The organism is Nocardia sp. BMG51109 (assembly GCF_000526215.1).
Taxonomy (GTDB): Bacteria; Actinomycetota; Actinomycetes; order Mycobacteriales; family Mycobacteriaceae; genus Nocardia.
Map to the genome: position 1 here is coordinate 3106018 of NZ_JAFQ01000004.1, position 23783 is coordinate 3129800.

The window sequence follows — 23783 nt, forward strand, 5'->3', positions numbered from 1 at the left end:
CCTACGCCACCGACCTGTTCGACCGGGACACGGTGCAGGGCTTCGTCGACCGGTTCGTGTGGTTGCTGAGCGAGATCGTCACGGTGCCGCGCACGCCGGTCGGCGATCTGGAACTCCTCGGCGATGCCGAGCGCGCCCAGATCGTGCTCGGCCGCAACATCACCGGCCACGAGGTCGACGCGGCGGCGACCCTGGCGTCGCTGCTGAAGCAGGCGGTGGACTCGCACGGCGACGCCGTCGCCCTGGTGGGGCCGGACGGTACGGCCGTCGGCTATGCCGAGCTCGGTGCCCGGGTGAACAGCCTTGCGCGGCATCTGATTTCGCTCGGCGTGCGGCCGGAGTCCCGGGTGGCGCTGGCATTGCGCCGCTCGGTGGACCTGGTCGTGGCCATGTACGCGGTCTCGGTGGCCGGTGGCGCCTATGTGCCGATCGACCCGGACCAGCCGACGGAGCGGACCGGATACATCCTCGACACCGCCGATCCGGTGTGCGTGCTGACCGATGCGGCGACCGCGGCCGCCGAGCCCGTCCTCTCGGCGGATGCCGGGGTGGAGCCGGGGGATTCGGCCGGTACCGCGCAGGGTGGGGCAGACGCCGGATCGGGTCCGGCGGGCCGCACCGTCGTGCGGATCGACGAGCTGGACCTGTCGTCCGGCCCCGCGGTGACGGATGCGGATCGTGTTGCCCCGCTGCGGCCCTCGAACACGGCGTACGTGATCTTCACCTCGGGTTCGACCGGCCGCCCGAAGGGCGTGGCCGTTCCGCACGCGGCGATCGTCAACCAGTTGCTGTGGAAGACGGCCGAATTCGGGCTCACTGCCGACGATGCCGTGCTGCTGAAGACCGCGGCGACATTCGACCTGTCGGTGTGGGAGTTCTGGTCGGCGGCGGTGTCGGGTGGCCGCCTGGTGATCGCCGCGCCGGACGGTCACCGTGATCCGGCATATCTGAACCAGCTGATGGTTCGCGAGTCGGTGACCACGCTGCATGCGGTGCCGTCGATGCTGGACGCCCTGCTGACCGAATCCGGTGGTGCGCTGAGTAGTTCGCTGCGGCGCGTGCTGGCGATCGGTGAGGCGCTCCCCGGGCCGACCGCGCAGCGGTTCCGCGCGGCGAACGCGGCCGCGCTGTTCAACCTGTACGGCCCGACCGAGGCGGCCGTCTCGGTTACCCACCACCTCGTGACCGACGCCGACCGGGTGTCGGTGTCCATCGGCGCGCCGGAGTGGAACAGCGAAGCCTACGTGCTGGATTCGCGCCTGCACCCGGTGCCGGACGGTGTCGCGGGTGAGCTGTATCTGGCGGGCGTGCAGCTGGCGCGCGGCTACTTCGGCCGCGCGGACCTGACCGCGGACCGGTTCGTGGCCAACCCGTTCGAGCCGGGCAGCCGGATGTACCGCACCGGCGACCTGGTGGCCTGGAATGCCGACGGTGAGCTGGAGTACCGGGGCCGCACGGACTTCCAGGTGAAGATCCGCGGCTTCCGCATCGAGCTGGGCGAGATCGAGGCGGCCGTGCTGGCACTGCCGCAGGTGGCGCGGACCGCGGTGGTGGCGCAGTCGGACGAGCGGCTGGGCGACCGCCTGGTCGCCTACCTGGTGCCCGCCGACGCCGATGTCGATGTGGCACAGGTGAAGTCTGCCCTCGAGACGGCGCTGCCGTCGTACATGGTGCCGTCGGCGTTCGTGGTCCTGGATGCGTTGCCGCTGAACGTGAACGGCAAGCTGGACCGGAAGGCGTTGCCGGAGCCCGAGTTCGAGGCGCGCGAGTTCCGCGCCCCGGCCACCCCGATCGAGGAGATCGTGGCCGGCGTCTTCGCCGAGGTGCTCGGTCTCGACGCGGAGCGTCCGACCGGCTCCGCCCGGCGCGTCGGCGCCGACGACGACTTCTTCGCCCTGGGCGGCAACTCCCTGCTGGCGACCCAGGTCGCGGCCCGGATCGGCGCCGCGCTGGACACACAGGTGCCGGTGCGCGTGCTGTTCGAGGCGCCGACCGTCGAGAGCCTGGCCGCGCGCGTGGAGCGCGACGCCGGGGCCGGTGGCCGTCCGGCGCTGACCGCGGCGGAGCGCCCGGAGCAGATCCCGCTGTCGCTGGCGCAGCAGCGGATGTGGTTCCTGAACCGGTTCGATCAGCAGTCGGCGGCCTACAACGTGCCGATGGCCGTCCGGCTGTCCGGCGCGCTGGACGTCGAGGCCCTGCGGGCCGCCATCGGCGACCTGATCACCCGGCACGAGGTGCTGCGGACCGTCTATCCGGAGACCGGACAGGGCCCCGTGCAGGTGATCCTGTCGCCGGCGCAGGCGGTGCCCGGCCTCCAGGTGCGGGCCGTCGGTCCCGGCGAGATCGAGGCCGCCGTGGTCGAGTTCTTCGCGGCCCCCTTCGACGTCACCGCCGAGGTGCCGCTGCGGGTGGCGCTGTTCGAGACCGGCGACGGCGAGTACGTGCTGGCCATGGTGGTGCACCACATCTCCGGTGACGGCTCGTCGATGGGCCCGCTGACCCGCGATGTGATGACCGCGTACGCGGCCCGCGCCGCGGGCGAGGCGCCGAACTGGGCGGCCCTGCCGGTGCAGTACGCCGACTACAGCATCTGGCAGCGCGCGCTGCTGGGTGACGAGGACGACCCGGAGTCGTTGGCGGCCAAGCAGATCGCGTACTGGCGGTCCGCGCTGGCGGACCTGCCGGAGCAACTGGATCTGCCCGCGGACCGGCCGCGCCCCGCGGTGCGGTCGTCGGTCGGCGGCCGGGTCGACGTGCACATCGATGCCGAATTGCACCGGGCGCTGGCCGAATTGGCGCGCGCCGAGGGCGCGACGCTGTTCATGGTCGTGCACACCGCCTTCGCGGTCCTGCTGTCGCGCCTGTCGGGGACCGACGACATCGCGATCGGCACTCCGATGGCCGGCCGCGGCGAGGCCGTGCTCGACGACCTCATCGGCATGTTCATGAACACCCTGGTGTTCCGGACCCGGGTGGACTCGGGCGAGCGGTTCGCCGAACTGCTGGAGCGTCAGCGCGACACCGACATTCAGGCGTTCGCGCACGCGGACGTGCCGTTCGAGCGGCTGGTGGAGGTGCTGAACCCGGCGCGGTCGACGGCGCGGCATCCGCTGTTCCAGGTGGGCCTGTCGTTCCAGAACATCGCGCTGTCGACGCTGGAGATGCCGGGCCTGACCCTCAGCGGGCTCGACATCGACACCCAGCTGTCGCAGTTCGATCTGCACCTGATCGTGTCGGACCGCTACGACGAGTCCGGCGCGCCGGCCGGTATCGGCGGCTTCCTCACCTACGCCGCCGACCTGTTCGACGCGGCGACCGTGCGGGGCTTCGCGGACCGGCTGGTGCGGCTGCTCGGCGAGATCGTCGCCGCGCCGCGCACCCCGGTCGGCGACCTGCGGCTGCTCGAGTCCGCCGAGCGGGATCGAATCCTGGTGGACTGGAACGACACTCGGCACGAGGTCACGCCGGAGCTGCTGCTCGACGGCTATCGCCGCGCGGTGGCCGAGCATCCGGACCGGATCGCGGTGGCCTACGAGGGCACCGAGCTGACCTATCGGGAGTTCGACGAGCGTGTCAACATCCTGGCGCGGCGGCTGATCTACCAGGATGTCGGTCCGGAGTCGCTGGTCGGCCTGGCGATCCGGCGCTCGGTGGATCTCGTGGTCGGTATGTACGCGATCGTCACGGCGGGCGGTGCGTACGTGCCGCTGGATCCGGATCATCCGGCCGAGCGCATCGCGCACGTGCTGGAGACGGCGCAGCCGGTGTGCGTGCTGAGCACGACGTCCGACGACGTGCCGGTGCCCGGCGACATCCCGGTCCTGCACATGGACACCGTGGATCTCGACGGATTCGACGGCACCCCGGTGCATTCCGGCGAACTGCTCGGCCCGGTGCTCCCGGACAACCCGGCCTACGTGATCTTCACGTCCGGTTCGACGGGCCGCCCGAAGGGCGTCGCGGTCTCGCACGCGGCCATCCACAACCAGATCGAGTGGATGCTGTCGCAGTACCCGATGGGCGCCGACGACGTCTACCTGCAGAAGACGGCGACGACGTTCGACGTGTCGCTGTGGGGCTACTTCCTGCCGCTGCGGGCGGGCGCCAAGCTCGTGGTCGCCACCCCGGACGGCCACCGCGACCCGGCCTACCTCGCGGAAACCATTGCTGCACAGCGGGTCACGGTCACCGACTTCGTGCCGTCGATGCTCACGGTCTTCGCCACCCAGATCGCGGCCGGCGCCGGATCGGCGTCCACGGCTACGCAGGCCGCCGCCGTGTCCGATGGCGGCGCTCCCGGGCGCGCCGACGCTCCGCTGCCGCCCTCTGACCAGCGGCACGTCGCCCCCGCCGTGCCGACGCTGCGCCACGTCTTCGTCATCGGCGAGGCGCTGCCGCCGGAGACCGCCGCCGCCGTGCACGCGATCTCCGATGCGGCCGTGCACAACCTGTACGGCCCCACCGAGGCCGCGGTGTCGATCACCTACTGGCCCGCCACCGGCGACGAGCGCACCAGCGTGCCGATCGGCCGGCCGCAGTGGAATTCGCTGGTGTACGTGCTGGATTCGCGGCTGCGGCCGGTGCCCGCCGGTGTGGCCGGTGAGCTGTACCTGGCCGGTGACCAGTTGGCGCGCGGGTATGTGGCGCGTCCGGACCTGACCTCGGACCGGTTCGTGGCCAACCCGTTCGGGACGGGCGAGCGCATGTACCGCACCGGCGACCTGGTCGTCTGGCGCGCGTCCGGTGTTCTGGATTACTTGGGCCGCACCGACTTCCAGGTGAAGTTCCGCGGCCAGCGCATCGAACTCGGCGAGATCGAGTCGGCGCTGCTGGCGCAGCCGTCGGTGAGCCAGGCCGTCGCGCTGGTGCTGCCGTCCGACCTGGGCGACCAGCTGGTGGCCTACGTGGTCCCGGCGCCGGAGGCGCGGATCGACCAGGCCGAGGTGCTGGCGGCCGCGGCCGAGACGCTGCCCGCGTACATGCTGCCGGGCGCGCTGGTGGAGCTGGCCGCGCTCCCGCTGAACACCAGCGGCAAGCTGGACCGCAAGGCGCTGCCGCGACCCACGTTCGCGCAGCGGGAGTTCCGTGCCCCGTCCACCCCGGTCGAGGAGATCGTGGCGGGCGTGTTCGCCGACGTGCTCGGCGGCGACCGGGTCGGCGCGGACGACGATTTCTTCGCCCTGGGCGGCAACTCGCTGATCGCCACCCAGGTGATCGCCCGCCTGAGCACCGCCCTCGACGTGCGAATCCCGATGCGGGATCTGTTCGAGTTCGCGACGGTGGCCGGACTGGCGTCGCGGGCGGCGCTGCATGCCGGATCGGCCGGGCGGCCCGCGCTCGTGGCGGGGGAGCGCCCCGAGTTGGTGCCGCTGTCGCTGGCGCAGCAGCGGATGTGGTTCCTGAACCGGTTCGACCAGCGGTCCGCCGCATACCACGTGCCGGTCGCGGTGCGCCTGACCGGCGAGCTGGATATCGACGCGCTGGGCGCGGCCGTGCGGGATCTGGTGGAGCGCCACGAGATTCTGCGCACGATCTACCCGGAGACGGACGGGGTCGCCCATCAGGTCGTGCTGCCCGCCGCCCGGGTCGTCACCGACGTCACGCCGGTGCCGGTGCACCCGGATGGGTTGCGGGACACCATCGCCGAGCTGATCGCCACCGGCTTCGACGTGACGGCCGAGGTGCCGCTGCGCGCCCGGCTGCTGCGCGTCGACACCGGCGACGACCCGGCGACTCCCGAGTACGTGCTGGTCTTCGTGGCCCACCACATCGCCGCCGACGGCTGGTCGATGGCCCCGCTGACCCGCGACGTGATGGTCGCCTACACCGCCCGGACCGCCGGCGAGGCACCCGACTGGGCCCCGCTCCCGGTGCAGTACGCCGACTTCAGCGTCTGGCAGCGCGAGGTGCTGGGCTCGGAGGACGATCCCGCGAGCCTGATCGCCACGCAGGCCGAGTACTGGCGCACCGCGCTGGCCGACCTGCCCGACGAGCTGAACCTGCCCGCCGATCATGCGCGGCCGACCGTGCCGTCGTATCGCGGTGGCAGCGTGGTCTTCCCGATCGACGAGGACCTGCGCGCGGCGCTGCGGCGGATCGCGGCCGAACAGCACACCACCCTGTTCATGGTTGTGCACACCGCGCTCGCGGTCTTCCTGGCGCGACTGTCGGGCACCGAGGACATCGCCGTCGGCAGCCCGATCGCGGGTCGCGGCGAGGCCGAACTCGACGACATGATCGGCATGTTCGTCAACACCGTGGTGCTGCGCACCGAGGTGGCCGGGCAGCGCAGCTTCGACGAGCTGCTGGCGCAGGTCCGCGACACCGATCTGCGGGCGTTCGCGCACGCCGACATCCCGTTCGAGCGGCTGGTGGAGCTGCTCCGGCCGGAGCGGTCGACCGCGCGGCATCCGCTGTTCCAGGTGGCGCTGTCGTTCGAGAACCTGCCCGAGACGACCTTCGAACTGCCCGGATTGCGGGTCGGCGCGGTCGAATTCGAGGCCGGTATCGAGAAGTTCGATCTGTCGCTGACCGTCCGGGAGGCGGCCGGCGGCGAGATGCTCGCCGAGTTCTCCTTCGCCCGTGACCTTTTCGACCAGGCCACGGTGGAGATGTTCGCACGGCGCTTCACCCGGCTGCTGCACGAGATCATCGCTCGCCGGCAGACGCCGGTCGGCGATCTGGAGATCCTCGACGCGGACGAGCACCGGGATCTCGTCGCGCGCACCGGTGCGCCCGCCGTTCCGGCGCGCACGCTGCCGGACCTGCTGGCCGACGCCGTCTCTCGCGATCCCCAGGCACCCGCGGTCATCGAGGGCCGAATCGACGGCTCGCCGTCGGAGACGAGTCTGTCCTACGGCGAACTCGACGAACGCTCGAACCGCCTGGCCCGCATGCTGATCGAGCGCGGCATCGGCACCGAGGACCTGGTGGCTATCGCCGTACCGCGGTCCGCGGATTCGTATTTCGCCGAATGGGCGGTGTCCAAGACGGGCGCGGCGTTCGTGCCGATCGACCCGGCCTACCCGGCCGACCGCATCGCGCACATGGTCACCGACTCCGGTTCGCCGATCGGCCTGACCACCTCCGCCGTGCGCGACGAACTGCCGGAGTCGGTGCAGTGGCTGGTCCTCGACGCTCTCGACCTCGACGCGTTCGAGGCGACGGCGGTGACCGACGACGACCGAGTGCGACCGGTGCTCCCGGAACATCCGGCCTACGTCATCTACACGTCGGGCTCGACCGGCCTGCCCAAGGGCGTCGTGGTCAGCCACGCCGGCCTGGCCAACTTCAGCGCCGAGCAGGCGGAGCGGTACGCGCTCGACACCGATACGCGCGCACTGCATTTCGCGTCGCCGAGCTTCGACGCCTCGATTCTCGAGTTCCTGCTCGCGGTCGGGTCGGGCGGCGCGCTGGTGGTCGTGCCCACCGGGGTGTACGGCGGTGCGGAGCTGTCCGAGCTGATCCGCGCCGAGGGCGTCACGCACGCCTTCATCACGCCGTCGGCGCTGGCGACCCTCGACCCGGCCGGCCTGGACACCCTGCGTGTCCTGGTCGCCGGCGGCGAGGCCGTGCCCGCGGATCTGGTGGGCAAGTGGGCCGTTCCGCTCGGAGAGGGCGCGCCGCTCCGTGCCGTCCACAACGGTTACGGACCCACCGAGACCACCATCATGACCAACATCAGCGATGCGCTGGTGCCCGGCGACACCGTCACCATCGGCGGCCCGATCCGCGGCATGCGATCGCTGATCCTGGACTCCCGGCTGCGGCCGGTGCCGGTCGGTGTCGCGGGTGAGCTGTACCTGTCGGGTATTCAGCTGACGCGCGGTTATCACGCCCGCCCGGGCCTGACCGCGGATCGGTTCGTGGCCAACCCGTTCGGGGGCAACGGCGCCACCGCGGGCGAGCGGATGTACCGCACCGGCGACGTCGTCCGGTGGACCGACAGCGGCGAGGTCGAGTACGTGGGCCGCTCCGACTTCCAGGTCAAGGTGCGCGGTTTCCGCATCGAACTGGGCGAGATCGACGCCGCGCTGGCCGCGCACGAGACCGTGGACTTCGCGGTCACGCTGGGGCACAAGACCGAGGCGGGCTCGACCATCCTGGTCTCCTACGTGCGCCCGGTCGCCGGCCGTTCGGTCGATACGGCGCAGTTGTCCGAGCACGTGGGCGCCACGCTGCCGGAGTACATGGTGCCCACCAGCATCATGGTGCTCGACGAGATCCCGCTGACCCCGGTCGGCAAGCTGGACCGCCGGGCGCTGCCCGAGCCGGTGCTCACCTCGCGCGAATACCGTGCTCCCGCAACCGAAACCGAGGCACTCGTCGCCGAGGTGTTCGCCGATGTGCTGGGTCTGGACCGGGTCGGCCCGGACGACTCGTTCTTCGCGCTCGGCGGCGACAGCATCCTGTCCATTCAGCTGGTGTCGCGGGCCAAGGCGCGCGGCGTGGTGTTCACCCCGCGCGACGTGTTCGAGCAGCGCACGGCGGCCGGACTGGCGGAGGTCGCGGCGACCGGTGCGGAGGCCGAGCGGCAGCGGCTGGCGGAACTGCCCGGCGGCGGCGTCGGCGACATCCCGGTGCTGCCGGTGATGGCCCAGTTCCTGTCCAGCGGCTCGTCGTATCAGCGGTTCTCGCAGTCGATGACGCTGCGGCTGCCCGACGGTATCGATCGGGCCACGCTGCTGGCGACCCTCCGCGCGCTGTTCGACCACCACGACGTGCTGCGTTCGCGGCTGCGCGGCGACGCCGAGAACGGCTGGGAGTTCGAGGCTCTCGACCGCGGCGCGGTGGATGTCGGTGCGCTGCTGCGTCGCGTCGAGGTGCCCGCCGGCACCTCCGACGAGGAGCTGAACCGCCTGGCGAATACGGAATACGATGCGGCGCTGGGCCGTCTGGACCCGGCGAACGCGGCGATGGTGCAGTTCGTGTGGTTCGGCTTCGGCGGGGACCGCGCGGAGGATCCCGGCACCGACCGCCGCGACGTGCTGTTGATCGCCGGGCACCACTTCGTGGTCGACGGTGTGTCCTGGCGCATCGTGATCCCGGATCTGGCGATGGCATGGTCCCAGGTGGTGGCGGGGCAACCGGTGTCGCTGCCCGACAACGGAACCTCGGTGCGGCGCTGGGCGCACGCCCTCGCCGAGGCGGCGGCGTCGCCGGAGCGAGTGGCGGAACTGCCGTTCTGGCAACAGGTTTCGGCGACCCCGGACCCCCTGCTGGGTTCGCGGGCCTTCGATCCGGCGATCGACACGAACGCGACGGTGGACCGTGTCCAGGTCAAGCTCCCGGCCGAGGTCACCGACGCGGTCCTCACCGCGATTCCGGGCCTGTACCACGGCGGCGTGAACGACGGCCTGCTGTCCGCCCTGGCCATGGCCCTCGGCAGACTGCGCGGGGAACGAGCCGGCGGGGCCGCGCTGATCAAGCTGGAGGGCCACGGGCGCGAGGAGGACGTGGTCCCCGGCGCCGATCTGTCCCGCACGGTGGGCTGGTTCACCAGTGTCTACCCGGTTCGCCTGGATCTGGCCGGCGCCGACCTGACCGACGCCTTCGAGGGCGGAAAGTCGATGGGCCACATCGTCAAATCGGTCAAGGAACAGCTGCTGTCCGTGCCCGACAAGGGAATCGGCTACGGCCTGCTGCGTTACCTCAACGCGGACACCGCCGCCGAGCTGGACGCCGTCGGCCAGGTCAGCTTCAACTACCTGGGCCGCGTCTCCGCCGGCGACGTGCCGGAGCAGCTCGCCGGGCTGGGCTGGCTGCCGGTCGGCGACCTGGGCGATCTGGACGCGGTGATGGACGCGGACATGCCCGCCAACGCGACGATCGACATCAACGCGATCGTCACCGACGGCGACGGGGGCCCGCAGCTGGGCGCCACCTTCGCCTACCCGTCCGGCCTGCTGACCCGCGACCTCGTTCAGCGGTTCGCGGACCTGTGGATCGCGGCGCTCACCGCGCTGGCCGGGCATGCCCGGCACGCCGACGCCGGCGGGCTCACCCCGTCGGACCTGCCGCTGGTGCGCGCCGACCAGCCGGCCATCGAGGGCTGGGAGCGGCGCTACCCCGACCTGGTCGACGTGTGGCCGCTGTCCACGCTGCAGTCGGGTCTGCTGTTCCACGCGATGCTGACCCAGGCGACGTTCGACGTGTACACCATCCAGGCCGTGGTGAACCTGGCGGGCACGCTCGACACCACCAGGCTGCGGGTCGCGGCGCAGTCCGTCCTGGCGCGCTACCCCAACCTGCGGACCGCGTTCGTCGCCGACGACGAGGGCAGTTCCGTTCAGGTGGTGCTGGATCGGGTCGACGTGCCGTGGCGCGAGGTCGATCTCACCGAGCTGCCGGCCGAGCGGCGCGCCGCCGAGCTCGGCCGGCTGATCGCCGAGGACCGCGCGGCACACTTCGACCTGTCGTCGCCACCGTTGTTGCGCTACACCGTGTATCGGGTCGAGCCCGACGAGTGGCGGCTGGTCGTCACCACCCACCACATCCTGCTCGACGGCTGGTCGATGCCGTTGCTGCTGCGGGATCTGCTGGTGCTGTACGCGGTTCGCGGCGACGCCGCCGCGCTGCCGCGCCCGGCCTCGTACCGGAACTACCTCGGCTGGCTGGCCGCCCGGGATCGGCAGGAGTCGCTGGACACCTGGCAGCGGGCGCTCGCGGGAGTGGACGAGCCCACCCAGCTCGCGCCGCTGCCCACGCTCGACGAGACCTACGAGATCGGCAAGCGGGACGTCGAGATCGACGCCGGACGCACCGAGCGGATCAAGCGCCTGTGTGCCGATCTCGGTATCACGGTGAACACGTTCGTGCAGGCGGCGTGGGGTGTGCTGGTCGGCCGGATGACCGGCCGCGACGACGTGGTGTTCGGCGCGACGGTGTCCGGCCGGCCGCCGGAGCTGCCCGGTATCGAGTCGATGGTCGGCCTGTTCATCAACACGCTCCCGGTGCGGGTGCGCGTCGACGACCGGGCGACCGTCGCGGAGCTGCTGACCGGACTGCAGAGTGCGCAGGCCGACCTGCTGGACCATCACTACGTCGGGCTGACCGATATCCAGCGGGTCGCGGGCGTCGGCGCGCAGTTCGATTCGCTGGTGGTGTTCGAGTCGTATCCGGTGGACCAGGCGGCGATCGCCGAGACCAGCTCCATCGACGGCATGTCGGTGACCGGTGCGGGCATCAACGACGACACGCACTACCCGATGACGGTGATGGTCACCGCCGAGTCGACCGTGCTGCTGACCCTCAAGCATCTGCTGAGCCGGTTCACCCCCGGCGAGGTGGAGTCGCTGGCGACCCGCCTGCTGCGGATCGTCGACGAGCTGCTCGCCGATCCCGCGGGCCGGGTCGGCGACATCGACGTCCTCGGCAATGCCGAGCGCGATCGAATCCTGGTGCAGTGGAACGACACTCGGCGCGAGGTGGCGCCGGAGCTGCTGCTCGACGGGTACCGCCGCGCGGTGGCCGAGCACCCGGACCGGATCGCGGTGGCCTACGAGGGCGCCGAGCTGACCTACCGCGAGTTCGACGAGCGGGTCAATCGCCTTGCCCGGCACCTGATCTCGCAGGGCGTCGGCGCGGAGTCGCTGGTCGCGCTCGGTATCCGGCGGTCGCTGGATCTCGTGGTCGGCATGTACGCGATCGTGACCGCGGGCGGTGCGTACGTGCCGCTGGATCCGGATCATCCGGCCGAGCGCATCGCGCACGTGCTGGAGACCGCGCAACCGGTCTGCGTGCTCGGCCGGACCGTGGACGAGGTGCCGGTGCCCGAGGGCACGCCGGTCCTGCACCTGGACACCCTCGACCTGTCGGAGGTCGACGCGAGCCCCCTGCGCGCCGGGGAACTGCTGCGGCCGGTCCTGGCGGAGAACCCGGCCTACGTCATCTTCACGTCCGGTTCCACCGGCCGCCCGAAGGGCGTGACGGTCTCGCACGCGGCGATCCAGAACCAGATCGCCTGGATGCTGGACGAATACGGCCTCGGCATCGACGACGTGTACCTGGAGAAGACCGCCACGGTGTTCGACGTGTCGCTGTGGGGCTACTTCATGCCGCTGCGGGTCGGCGCGAAACTGGTCGTGGCCACGCCCGACGGGCATCGTGACCCGGCCTACCTCGCGGAAACCATTGCCGCACAGGGTGTGACGTTCACCGACTTCGTGCCGTCGCTGCTCACGGTGTTCGCGGCGGGGCTGGAGCCCGGCAGCGTGCCGACCCTGCGGACGGTGTTCGCGGCCGGTGAGGCACTGCCGCCGGAGACCGTCGCGGCCCTGCGCGCCGCGTCGGATGCCGAGGTGCACAACGTCTACGGCCCGACGGAGGCCGCGGTCACCGTGACGCACTGGCCGGTGAGCGGCGCGGAGCGGCGGACGGTCCCGATCGGCCTGCCGCAGTGGAACACTCGCCTCTTCGTGCTGGACTCCCGGCTGCGGCCGGTGCCCGAAGGAGTGGCCGGCGAGCTGTACCTGGCCGGTGATCAGCTGGCGCGCGGCTATGCGGCGCGGCCGGACCTGACCGCGGATCGGTTCGTGGCCAACCCGTTCGGGACGGGTGAGCGCATGTACCGCACCGGTGACCTGGTGGTGTGGCGCGACGTCGAGGGTGCGGGCGCCCTGGAGTACGTGGGCCGCACCGACTTCCAGGTGAAGGTCCGCGGTTACCGCATCGAGCTCGGCGAGATCGACGCCGCGCTCACCGCGCATCCGGACATCGACTTCGCCGTCACCCTCGGCCGCACGACCGCGGCCGGTTCGGACATCCTGGTGTCGTACGTGCGGGCCGTATCCGGGCGCACCGTCGATGTCGCGGCCGTGTCGGAGCACGTGTCCGGCCGACTGCCCGAATACATGGTGCCGACGAGCATCATGGTGCTCGACGAGATCCCGCTGACCCCGGTCGGCAAGCTGGACCGCCGGGCGCTGCCGGATCCGGAGCTGTCCGCGCACGAATACCGCGCTCCCACCGGCGAGATCGAGGCGCTCATCGCCGAGGTGGTCGCCGAGGTGCTGGGCCTGGATCGGGTCGGCAGCCGTGGAGTTGGGGCCGACGACTCGTTCTTCGCACTGGGCGGCGACAGCATCCTGTCCATTCAGCTGGTGTCGCGGGCCAAGGCGCGCGGCGTGGTGTTCTCGCCGCGCGACGTGTTCGAGCGGCGCACGGTGGCCGGGCTGGCCGAGATCGCCACGACCGGCGCCGATGCCGAGCGGCAGCGGCTGGCCGAACTGCCCGGCGGCGGGGTCGGCGACATTCCGGTGCTGCCGTTCATGGCGTCGGTGCTGGCGAAGTCGGATTCCTCCTCGTACCAGCGGTTCTCGCAGACCATGACGCTGCGGCTGCCGGTGGGCATCGACCGCGAGACGCTGGTCGCGACGATCGGCGCGGTATTCGACCACCACGACGTGCTGCGCACCCGGCTGCGCGGCGACGCCGAGAACGGCTGGGCCTTCGAGGCTCTCGACCGCGGCGCCATCGATATCGACCCGCTGATCCGGCGCGTCGATGTCCCGGCCGGGATCTCCGGCGAGGAGCTGAACGGCCTCGCGAACGCGGAATACGATGCGGCACTGGGCCGCCTGGATCCGGCCGCCGCGGCCATGGTCCAGTTCGTGTGGTTCGCCTTCGACGATGCCGCCGAACGTCCGGGCGTGCTGCTCATCGCCGCGCACCACTTCGTGGTCGACGGCGTGTCCTGGCGCATCGTGATCCCGGACCTGGCGATCGCGTGGTCGCAACTGGCGGCGGGTCAGCCGGTGTCCCTGGCGGACAACGGCACCTCCCTGCGCCGCTGGGCGCACGCCCTGGCGGAGGAGTCCTCCTCGCCGGAGCGGGTGGCGGAACTGCCGGTCTGGCAGGACATTTCGGCCACGCCCGACCCGCTGCTGGGTGCGCGCGCGTTCGATCCGGCGGTCGACACCAACGCGACCGTGGACACCGTGCGGGTGAGCGTGCCCGCCGAGGTGACCGACGCGGTGCTCACCGCGATTCCGGGCCTGTACCACGGCGGCGTCAACGACGGGCTGCTGTCGGCGCTCGCCATGGCGGTGGCACGGTGGCGTCGCGAACGGGGCGCCGCCCCGAGCCCGAGCGACCACGACGCCCGCCGAGCCGATTCCGCCGTCCTGGTCCGGCTCGAGGGCCACGGCCGCGAGGAAGAAGCGGTCCCGGGCGCCGACCTCTCGCGCACCGTCGGCTGGTTCACCAGCGTGTACCCGGTGCGGCTGGATCTGGCCGGAGCCAACCTCACCGAGGCGTTCGCGGGCGGAGATGCCCTGGGCCGCATCATCAAATCGGTCAAGGAGCAGCTGCTGTCGGTGCCCGGCAAGGGCATCGGCTACGGCCTGCTGCGGCAGCTGAACCCGGAGACCGCCGGACAGCTGGGCGGACCTGTCGCGGGTCGCTCCGCTCCCGCTGCTGTCGAGGGTCGCTCCGCTCCTGCTGCTGTCGAGGGTCGCTCCGCTCCCGACACCGGCCAGATCAGCTTCAACTATCTGGGCCGCGTGTCGGCCGCGGACGTGCCCGCGCAGTTCGCCGAACTCGGCTGGGTGCCGGTGGACGACCTGGGCGAGCTGTCGGCGGTCATGGATGCCGATATGCCCGCCAACGCGGTGCTCGACATCAATGCGATCGTCACCGACGGCGACGACGGCCCGCGCCTGGGCGCGTCGTTCGCCTTCCCGACGGGCCTGCTGACCGGCGAACAGGTGCGGGAGATCGCCGACCTGTGGGTCGAGGCGCTCACCGCGCTCGCCGAGCACGCCCGCCGCCCGGCGGCCGGCGGCCTGACGCCGTCGGACCTGCCGCTGGTGCGGGCCGGCCAGTCCGATATCGAGATGTGGGAGCGGCAGTACCCGGCCCTCACCGATGTCTGGCCGCTGTCGGCGCTGCAATCCGGCCTGCTGTTCCACGCCATGCTGAGCGCGACCACGGTGGACGTGTACACCCAGCAGGCGGTCGTCGAGTTCGAGGGCGACCTCGACGTGCCGCGGCTGTACGGCGCGGCGCAGGGCATGCTGGAGCGCTACCCGAACCTGCGCACGGTCTTCGTCGCCGACTCGAACGGTGAGCCGGTGCAGATCGTGCTCGACAAGGTCGAACTGCCTTGGCAGGTCGTGGATCTCACCGATCTGCCCGAGGCCGACCGCCCGGCCGAACTGGAGCGGCGGCTCGAGGCGGACCGGCTGACGCGCTTCGACATGACCACCCCGCCGCTGCTGCGCTTCGCGCTGTACCGGACGGGGGGCACAACTCGGCAGCTTTCCATCACCGCGCATCACGTCCTGTTCGACGGCTGGTCGATGCCGCTGCTGATGCGGGACATGCTGATGCTGTACGCGGTGCGCGGCGATACGTCCGCGCTGCCGCGGGTGCCGTCCTACCGGAACTTCCTGGCCTGGCTGGCCGGCCGGGACCGGGACGCCTCGCTGCGGGCGTGGACCAGGGCGCTCGCCGGGGTGGGCGAGCCCACCCAGCTGGCGCCGCTGCCGCGGGCGGACGAGACCTACGCGATGGGCAAGCAGGTCCTGCACCTGGACGCCGCGCACACCCGCCGCGTGACCGAGTTCTGCGCGGAGCTCGGCGTCACGGTGAACACGTTCGTGCAGGCGGCGTGGGGTGTGCTGGTCGGCCGGATGACCGGCCGCGACGACGTGGTGTTCGGCGCCACGGTGTCCGGCCGCCCGGCCGAGCTGCCCGGCATCGAGTCGATGGTCGGCCTGTTCATCAATACGCTGCCGGTGCGGGTGCGCGTCGACGAGCAGGCGAGCGTCGCCGAGTTGCTGACCGCGTTGCAGGGTGAGCAGGCGGATCTGCTGGAGCACCACTACGTGGGCCTGGCCGATATCCAGCGTGCCGCGGGCATCGGCGCACAGTTCGATTCGCTGCTGGTGTTCGAGTCGTATCCGGTGGACAAGGATGCGATCGCGGCCGCGAGCGCGATCGACGGTGTGTCGGTGGTCGGCGCCGGAATCAACGGTGGCACCCACTATCCGATGACGTTGCTGGTCAAGGCCGAGCAGACGATCGAGATCGTGCTCGAGCACCTGCTGAGCCGGTTCACCACCGGCGAGGCGGAGACGCTGGCGGCGCGGTTGCTGCGGATCGTGGACGAACTGCTGGCCGGTGCGGGCCGCCGGGTCCGCGACCTCGACATCCTGGAATCGGCCGAGCGCGACCGAATCCTGGTGGAGTGGAACGACACTCGCGAGCCGGTGCCGCCGGAGCTGCTGCTGGACGGGTATCGCCGTGCGGTGGCCGAGCATCCGGACCGGATCGCGGTGGCCTACGAGGGCACCGAGCTGACCTATCGGGAGTTCGACGAGCGTGTCAACATCCTGGCGCGGCGGCTGATCTACCAGGATGTCGGTCCGGAGTCGCTGGTCGGCCTGGCGATCCGGCGCTCGGTGGATCTCGTGGTCGGTATGTACGCGATCGTCACGGCGGGCGGTGCGTACGTGCCGCTGGATCCGGATCATCCGGCCGAGCGCATCGCGCACGTGCTGGAGACCGCGGAGCCGGTCTGCGTGCTGACCCGCGCCGCGGACGCGGTCGAGGTGCCGGACGGTGTGACGGTGTTCGATCTGAACACCATCGACCTGGACGGATTCGAGACCACCCCGGTGCAGCCCGACGAGCTGCTGAGCCCGGTGCTGCCGGAGAACCCGGCCTACACCCTGTTCACCTCGGGTTCCACCGGCCGCCCGAAGGGTGTCTCGGTGTCGCACGCGGCGATCCACAACCAGATCTCCGTCATGCTGACGGCCTACCCCATGACCCCGGACGACGTGTACCTGCAGAAGACGCCGGCGACGTTCGACGTCTCGCTCTGGGGTTACTTCATGCCGCTGCGGGTCGGCGCGAAGCTGGTCGTGGCCACCCCGGACGGCCACCGCGATCCGCTGTACCTGGCGGAAACCATTGCCGCGCAGGGCGTCACGATGACCGACTTCGTGCCGTCCATGCTGACCGTGCTCACCGCGCACACCGCCGCCGGCGCCCTGCCGACGCTGCGGACGGTGTTCGCGGCCGGTGAGGCGCTGCCGCCGGAGACCGTCATCGCGGTGCACGCGATCTCCGATGCGGCCGTGCACAACCTGTACGGCCCGACCGAGGCGGCGATCACCGCCGCGCACTGGACCGCAACGGGCGAGGAGAGCCCGAGCGTGCCGATCGGCCGGCCCGAGGGCAATTCCCGCCTGTACGTGCTGGATTCGCGGCTGCGCCCGGTGCCCGCCGGGGTCGTCGGCGAGTTGTACCTGGCCGGTGACCAATTGGCGCGCGGCTACGTGCGGCGTCCGGACCTGACCGCGGACCGGTTCGTGGCCAACCCGTTCGGGACGGGTGAGCGCATGTACCGCACCGGCGACCTGGTGGTGTGGCGTGAGTTCGGCGGCGCTGCTGTGTCCGATGGTGGCGCTTCCACTCGCGGTGCCCTCGAGTACATCGGCCGCGCCGACTTCCAGGTGAAGTTCCGCGGCCAGCGGATCGAACTCGGCGAGATCGAGTCCGTGCTGCTGGCGGAGCCGTCGGTCAGCCAGGCCGTCGCGCTGGTGGTGCCGTCCGAGCTGGGCGACCAGCTGGTGGTCTACGCGGTGCCGGCGCCGGGCGAGAGCCTCGACCAGTCGCACCTGCTGGCGGTGGCGGCCGGCCATCTGCCCGCCTACATGGTGCCGAGCCAGGTCATCGAGCTGTCGGCGTTCCCGCTCAACCCGAGCGGCAAGCTGGACCGCAAGGCGCTGCCGGAACCGACGTTCACGCGGCGGGAGTTCCGGGCGCCGTCCACCCCGGTCGAGGAGATCGTGGCGGGCGTGTTCGCCGAGGTGCTCGGTGTCGACCGGATCGGCGCCGACGACGACTTCTTCGCCCTCGGCGGCAACTCGCTGATCGCCACCCAGGTCGTCGCGCGCGTCGGTGCGGCGGTGGATACCCGGGTGCCGGTGCGGGTGCTGTTCGAGCGGTCGACGGTGACGGTGTTCGCCGCGGCGATCGAGTCGCAGACCCGCGACACGGACGCGCCCGTCCTCGGCAGTGCCGTTCGGCCGGAACGGATTCCGCTGTCGCTGGCGCAGCAGCGGATGTGGTTCCTGAACCGGTTCGATCCCGAGTCGGCGGCCTACAACGTGCCGATGGCCGTGCGGCTGACCGGCGAGCTGGACCTGCCCGCGCTGCGGGCGGCGATCGCCGACGTGGTGGCGCGGCACGAGGTGCTGAGGACGGTCTATCCCGAGGGCACCGACTCCGGCTCCGACCCCGCGCAGGTGATTCTGCCGGTGGCGCAGGCGGTTCCGGAGCTGGAGTTCCGGACGACGACCACGGCGGAGATCCAGTCCGCGGTCCTCGAGGTGGTGTCGAGTTCGTTCGACGTCACGAGCGCGGTGCCGCTGCGGGTGGCGCTGTTCGAGATCACCGACGCCGAGAGCGCCGGGGATGCCGCGGGTGCCGGCGGGAGGCGTGCCGCGGAGGCCGATGCCGAATCCGCCGGGCCTCCGGTGAACACCGGCACGGAGTCCGCGGTCCGTCCGGGAGGCACGACCGCCGCGCTCGCCGGAGGCACCGAAAGTGGCACTGCTCCACGGGAATACGTGCTGGCGCTGGTGATCCACCACATCTCGGGCGACGGTTCCTCGATGGGGCCGCTGACCCGCGACGTCATGACCGCCTACGCCGCCCGCGTCGCGGGTGAGCCGCCGAGCTGGGCGCCGCTGCCGGTGCAGTACGCCGACTACAGCATCTGGCAGCGCGCGCTGCTGGGTAGCGAGGACGATCCGGAGTCGTTGGCGGCCGAGCAGATCGGCTACTGGCGGCAGGCATTGGCGGATCTGCCGGATCAGCTGGATCTGCCGTCCGATCGTCCGCGGCCGGCGGTGCAGTCGTTCACCGGCGCCAAGGTCGAGATCGATATCGACGCCGAGCTGCACAGCGCCCTGACGGCGCTGGCGCGCGGCGAGGGCGCGACGCTGTTCATGGTGGTGCACACGGCATTCGCGGTGCTGCTGTCGCGGCTGTCGGGCACCGACGACATCGCCATCGGCACCCCGATGGCCGGTCGCGGCGAACGCGAGCTGGACGATCTGATCGGCATGTTCGTCAACACCCTGGTGTTCCGCACCCGGGTCGACGCGGGCGAGCCGTTCGCGGAACTGCTGGCGCGGCAGCGGGAGTCGGATCTGCAGGCGTTCGCGCACGCGGACGTGCCGTTCGAGCGCCTGGTCGAGGTGCTGAACCCGGCGCGCTCGACGGCGCGGCATCCGCTGTTCCAGGTCGGCCTGTCGTTCCAGAACCTGGGACGGATCAGCCTGGAGCTGCCGGGTCTGAGCCTGTCCGGCGTCGACTTCGACACCCAGCTGTCGCAGTTCGACCTGCACCTGATCGTGTCCGACGGCTACGACGACACGGGCGCCCCGGCCGGTATCGGCGGCGTGCTCACCTACGCCACCGACCTGTTCGATGCCGCCACGGTGCAGGGCTTCGCCGACCGCTTCGTGCGCCTGCTCCGCGAGATCGTCGCGGTGCCGGCGCATCCGGTGGGCGACCTCGAGCTGCTGGCCGCGGGCGAGCGTTCGAACCTGATCACCGAGTGGAACGCGACCGACCACGAGGTGGACCGGTCGCTGACACTGGTGTCGCTACTGGAGAAGACCCTGTCGGAGTCGCCGGACGCGGTTGCCCTGACGGGCCCGGACGGCACGGCCGTCACCTACGCGGAGCTGGGCGACCGGGTGAATCGCCTGGCCCGGCACCTGGTGTCGCTGGGTGTCGGGCCGGAGTCCCGGGTGGCGCTGGCGATGCGCCGTTCGGTGGATCTGGTCGTGGCGATGTACGCGGTGTCGGTCGCGGGCGGTGCGTACGTGCCGATTGATCCGGACCAGCCGGCGGAGCGGACCGAGTACGTCCTCGACACCGCCGACCCGGTGTGCGTACTGACCAACGGCGGCAACGCCTTCGGAGCCCCGGCAGCGATCGGAGCCGAATCCGGCGATTCGACCGGCGCCGACGCCGCGCCGGAAGGTTCGGTGATCGATGGCGTTGTGTCGGCGTGGAATGTCGTGCGGATCGACGACCTGGATCTCTCCGGTGTTTCGAGCGAACGGCTCACCGACGCCGATCGTGTTGGGCCGCTGCGGCCTTCGAATACGGCGTACGTGATCTTCACGTCGGGGTCGACGGGGCGGCCGAAGGGTGTGGCCGTGTCGCACGCGGCGATCGTCAACCAGTTGCTCTGGGAGACGGCCGAGTTCGGTCTGACCGCCGATGACGCGGTGCTGCTCAAGACGGCGGCGACCTTCGACCTGTCGGTGTGGGAGTTCTGGACCGCCGCGGTCTCGGGTGGCCGCCTGGTCGTCGCGACCGCCGACGGGCACCAGGATCCGGCGTACCTGAACGAGCTGATGGCCCGCGAAGGCGTCACCACGCTGCACGTGGTGCCTTCGATGCTGGACGCCCTGCTCACCGATGCCGGTGGCGCGCTGAGCGAGTCGCTGCGGCGGGTGCTGGCGATCGGTGAGGCGCTGCCGGGCCCGACGGCGCAGCGGTTCCGCGCGGCGAACGCGGCCGCGCTGTTCAACCTGTACGGCCCGACCGAGGCGGCCGTGTCGGTCACCAACCACCGTGTGACCGACGCCGATCGGGTGTCGGTCTCCATCGGTGCCCCGGAGTGGAACAGCCGGGTGTACGTGCTGGACGCCCGCCTGCGGCCGGTGCCGGCCGGCGTGCCGGGCGAGCTGTACCTCGCCGGTGCGCAGTTGGCGCGCGGCTACTTCGGTCGCGCGGACCTGACCGCCGACCGGTTCGTGGCCAACCCGTTCGAGCCCGGGACCCGGATGTACCGGACCGGTGACCTCGTGGCCTGGAGCACCGGCGCGGGCGCCGAATCGAACACCCGCGGTGAGCTTTCGTATCTCGGCCGCACGGACTTCCAGGTGAAGATCCGCGGTTTCCGGATCGAACTGGGTGAGATCGAGGCGGCCGTCCTGGCGCTGCCCGAGGTGGCGCAGGCCGCCGTCGTGGCGAGGTCGGACGAGCGCCTGGGTGATCGCCTGGTCGCCTACCTCGTTCCCGCCGAGACCGATCTCGAGGTGGCGCAGGTGAAGTCGGCGCTGAGTGCGGCGCTGCCGTCCTACATGGTGCCGTCGGCGTTCGTGGTCCTGGATGCGTTGCCGCTGAACGTGAACGGCAAGCTGGACCGGAAGGCGTTGCCGGAACCGGAGTTCGAGACCACCCCGTACCGGGCGCCGTCCACCCCGGCGGAACGGACCCTGGCCGAGGTGTTCTCGGATGTGCTGGGCCGGACGGAGATCGGCGTCGACGACGACTTCTTCGCCGTGGGCGGCAACAGCATCCTGTCGATCCAGCTGGTGTCGCGGGCGAAGGCGCGCGGCGTGCGGTTCGGTGCGCGGGACGTGTTCGAGCACCGCACGATTGCCGGCCTGGCGGCGGTCGCGACTCTGGGCACCTGGACCGAACCGGACCTGCCGACGGGCCCGCTGGTCGAGGTCGCGGACGCCGACGCCGAGGTGTGGCGGCGCGACTACCCGGAGATGACCGAGGTGTGGCCGCTGTCGCCGCTGCAGTCCGGTCTGCTGTTCCACTCGCTGATGACGCAGGCCACCGTGGACGTCTATACCCAGCAGGCCGTCGTCGACCTCAGCGGCACACTGGACGTCGAGCGGCTGCGGGCGGCGGCCCAGGGCATCGTGGACCGGTACGACAACCTGCGGGTGGCCTTCACCACGGACTCGGCCGGCCGTCCCGCGCAGATCGTGCTGGGCCGCGTCGAGGTGCCGTGGCGCCGGGTCGATCTCACCAGAACGCCGGTGGCGGAACGGGAGTCCGAACTCCGGCGGCACCTGGCCGAGGATCGGGCCACCCGTTTCGATATGGCATCCGCCCCGCTGCTGCGGTTCACCCTGTATCGGACCGGCACGGCGGACGAGGCCGCGACCGGCGACCGGTGGCGGCTGGTGATCACCGCGCACCACCTGCTGTTCGACGGCTGGTCGATGCCGCTGCTCATGCGGGACATGCTGGTGCTGTACGCGACGCACGGCGACCGGACTGTCCTGCCCGAGACGGCGTCCTATCGGGACTTCCTGGCCTGGTTGTCGGTTCGAGACCAGGAGACCTCACTGCGGGCGTGGGCCGAGGCGCTGGCCGGTGTGGACGAGCCCACCCAGCTTGCGCCGCAACCGAAGTCGGTCGAGAACTTCGAGATCGACAAGCTGGTCACCGAATTCGACGTCGAACGCACGCAGCGGCTGAGCAAGTTCTGCGCCGACCTCGGCGTCACGGTGAACACGCTGGTCCAGGCGGCCTGGGGCATCCTGCTCGGCCGGCTGACCGGCCGCACCGACGTGGTGTTCGGCGCTACCGTCTCCGGCCGCCCGCCGGAACTGCCCGGCGTCGAGTCGATGGTCGGCATGTTCATCAACACGCTGCCGGTGCGGGTGCACGTCGATGACCGGAGCACCGTCGCCGAACTGCTGACGGCGCTGCAGGGCGAGCAGGCCGCGCTGCTGGAGCACCACTACGTGGGTCTCACCGATATCCAGCGGGTGGCCGGCCCGGCGGCCGGATTCGACTCGCTGGTGGTCTTCGAGTCCTACCCGGTGGATCGGGAGGCGATCGCCCAGGCCAGCGCCGTCGACGGCATGTCGGTGACCGGCGTCGACTTCGTGGGCGGCACGCACTACCCGATGACCCTCTGGGTCACCGCCGAGTCGACGATCGGGCTCAACCTGGAGTATCTGACCAGCCGCTTCACCTCCCAGGAGGTGGAGACCCTGGCCGCCCGGCTGATCCGGGTGATCGAGGCGCTGCTGGGCGATCCGCGGGTGTCCGTCGGCGATATCGACATCCTCGACGACGCCGAGCGCGCCCGCATCGTGGCCGACTCCGGCGGCGCCGCAACGGAATCCGTACCGGAGCCGCCGCGCGTCGGCGCGCGCACGGTGGCCACGCTGCTGGGCGAGGTCGTCGAGGAGGATCCGCAGGCCCCGGCATTGCTGTCCGAGGGTGCGGAAATCCCTTACCACGTGGTGGATTCGCGCTCTTCGCAGCTCGCGAGGGCGCTGATCGAACGCGGTGCGGGCCCCGGCGACATCGTCGCGGTCACGCTGCCGCGCTCGGTCGACGCGGCGGTCGCGGTCTGGGCGGTGCAGAAGGCCGGTGCCGCGGTGCTGCTCGCCGAGGGGCTGTCGTTCGGCGAGATAGTCTCCGCCGGAGCCGGTTTCGGCATCACGGAGGAGCCGGCGGCGAGTTCGGTGCGGTGGCTGGTGCCGACCGATCCGAAGGTGCGCGAGGAACTGGCGGCGGCCCCGGCCCACCCGGTCTCCTACGCCGACCGGGTGCGCCCGCTGCACGAGGACCACCCGGCCTTCGTGGTCCGCGCAGCCGACGGCACCTGGACCACCCTCACCCAAGCCGAGGCCCTCGACCGCGCCGCCACCCTGCGCGAGGAGAACGAGATCGACTACGAGTCGACCACGTTCACCACCGCCTCGGGCGGCCCCGCGGCGGTCGCCGAGTTCCTGGCCGCCGCCACGGCCGGCGCCCTGTCGGTCCTCCCGACCGGCGACGTCCCGACGGATCTGACCGACGGCGAGGTCACCCACTGGTTCACCACCCCGGACGAACCGACCGCCCCCGCCACCGACCGGATCCGCCTCATCACCGCGGAGTGAGCCGCCATCGGGCCGGTGCAGGAATGGACCCGTTCCTTCACCGGCCCGATGCCGTTTCGCCTGGGTAGACTGCGAGGGCAGGCGGCGAAGAGCGCCGCTGCAAGG

General features: G+C 71.3%; 1 protein-coding gene (running past one end of the window). It reads left to right on the top strand.

The window, feature by feature from the left end; genetic code table 11:
• On the top strand, positions 1 to 23678 hold the end of the coding sequence (locus D892_RS0115555) for a non-ribosomal peptide synthase/polyketide synthase (protein ID WP_156959521.1). The gene continues 29278 nt to the left of window position 1, outside the view; 23678 of the gene's 52956 nt are visible here — the last part of the coding sequence; the start codon falls outside the window, past its left edge; it ends in the stop codon at positions 23676 to 23678.
• The last annotated feature ends 105 nt before the right edge of the window (positions 23679 to 23783 follow it).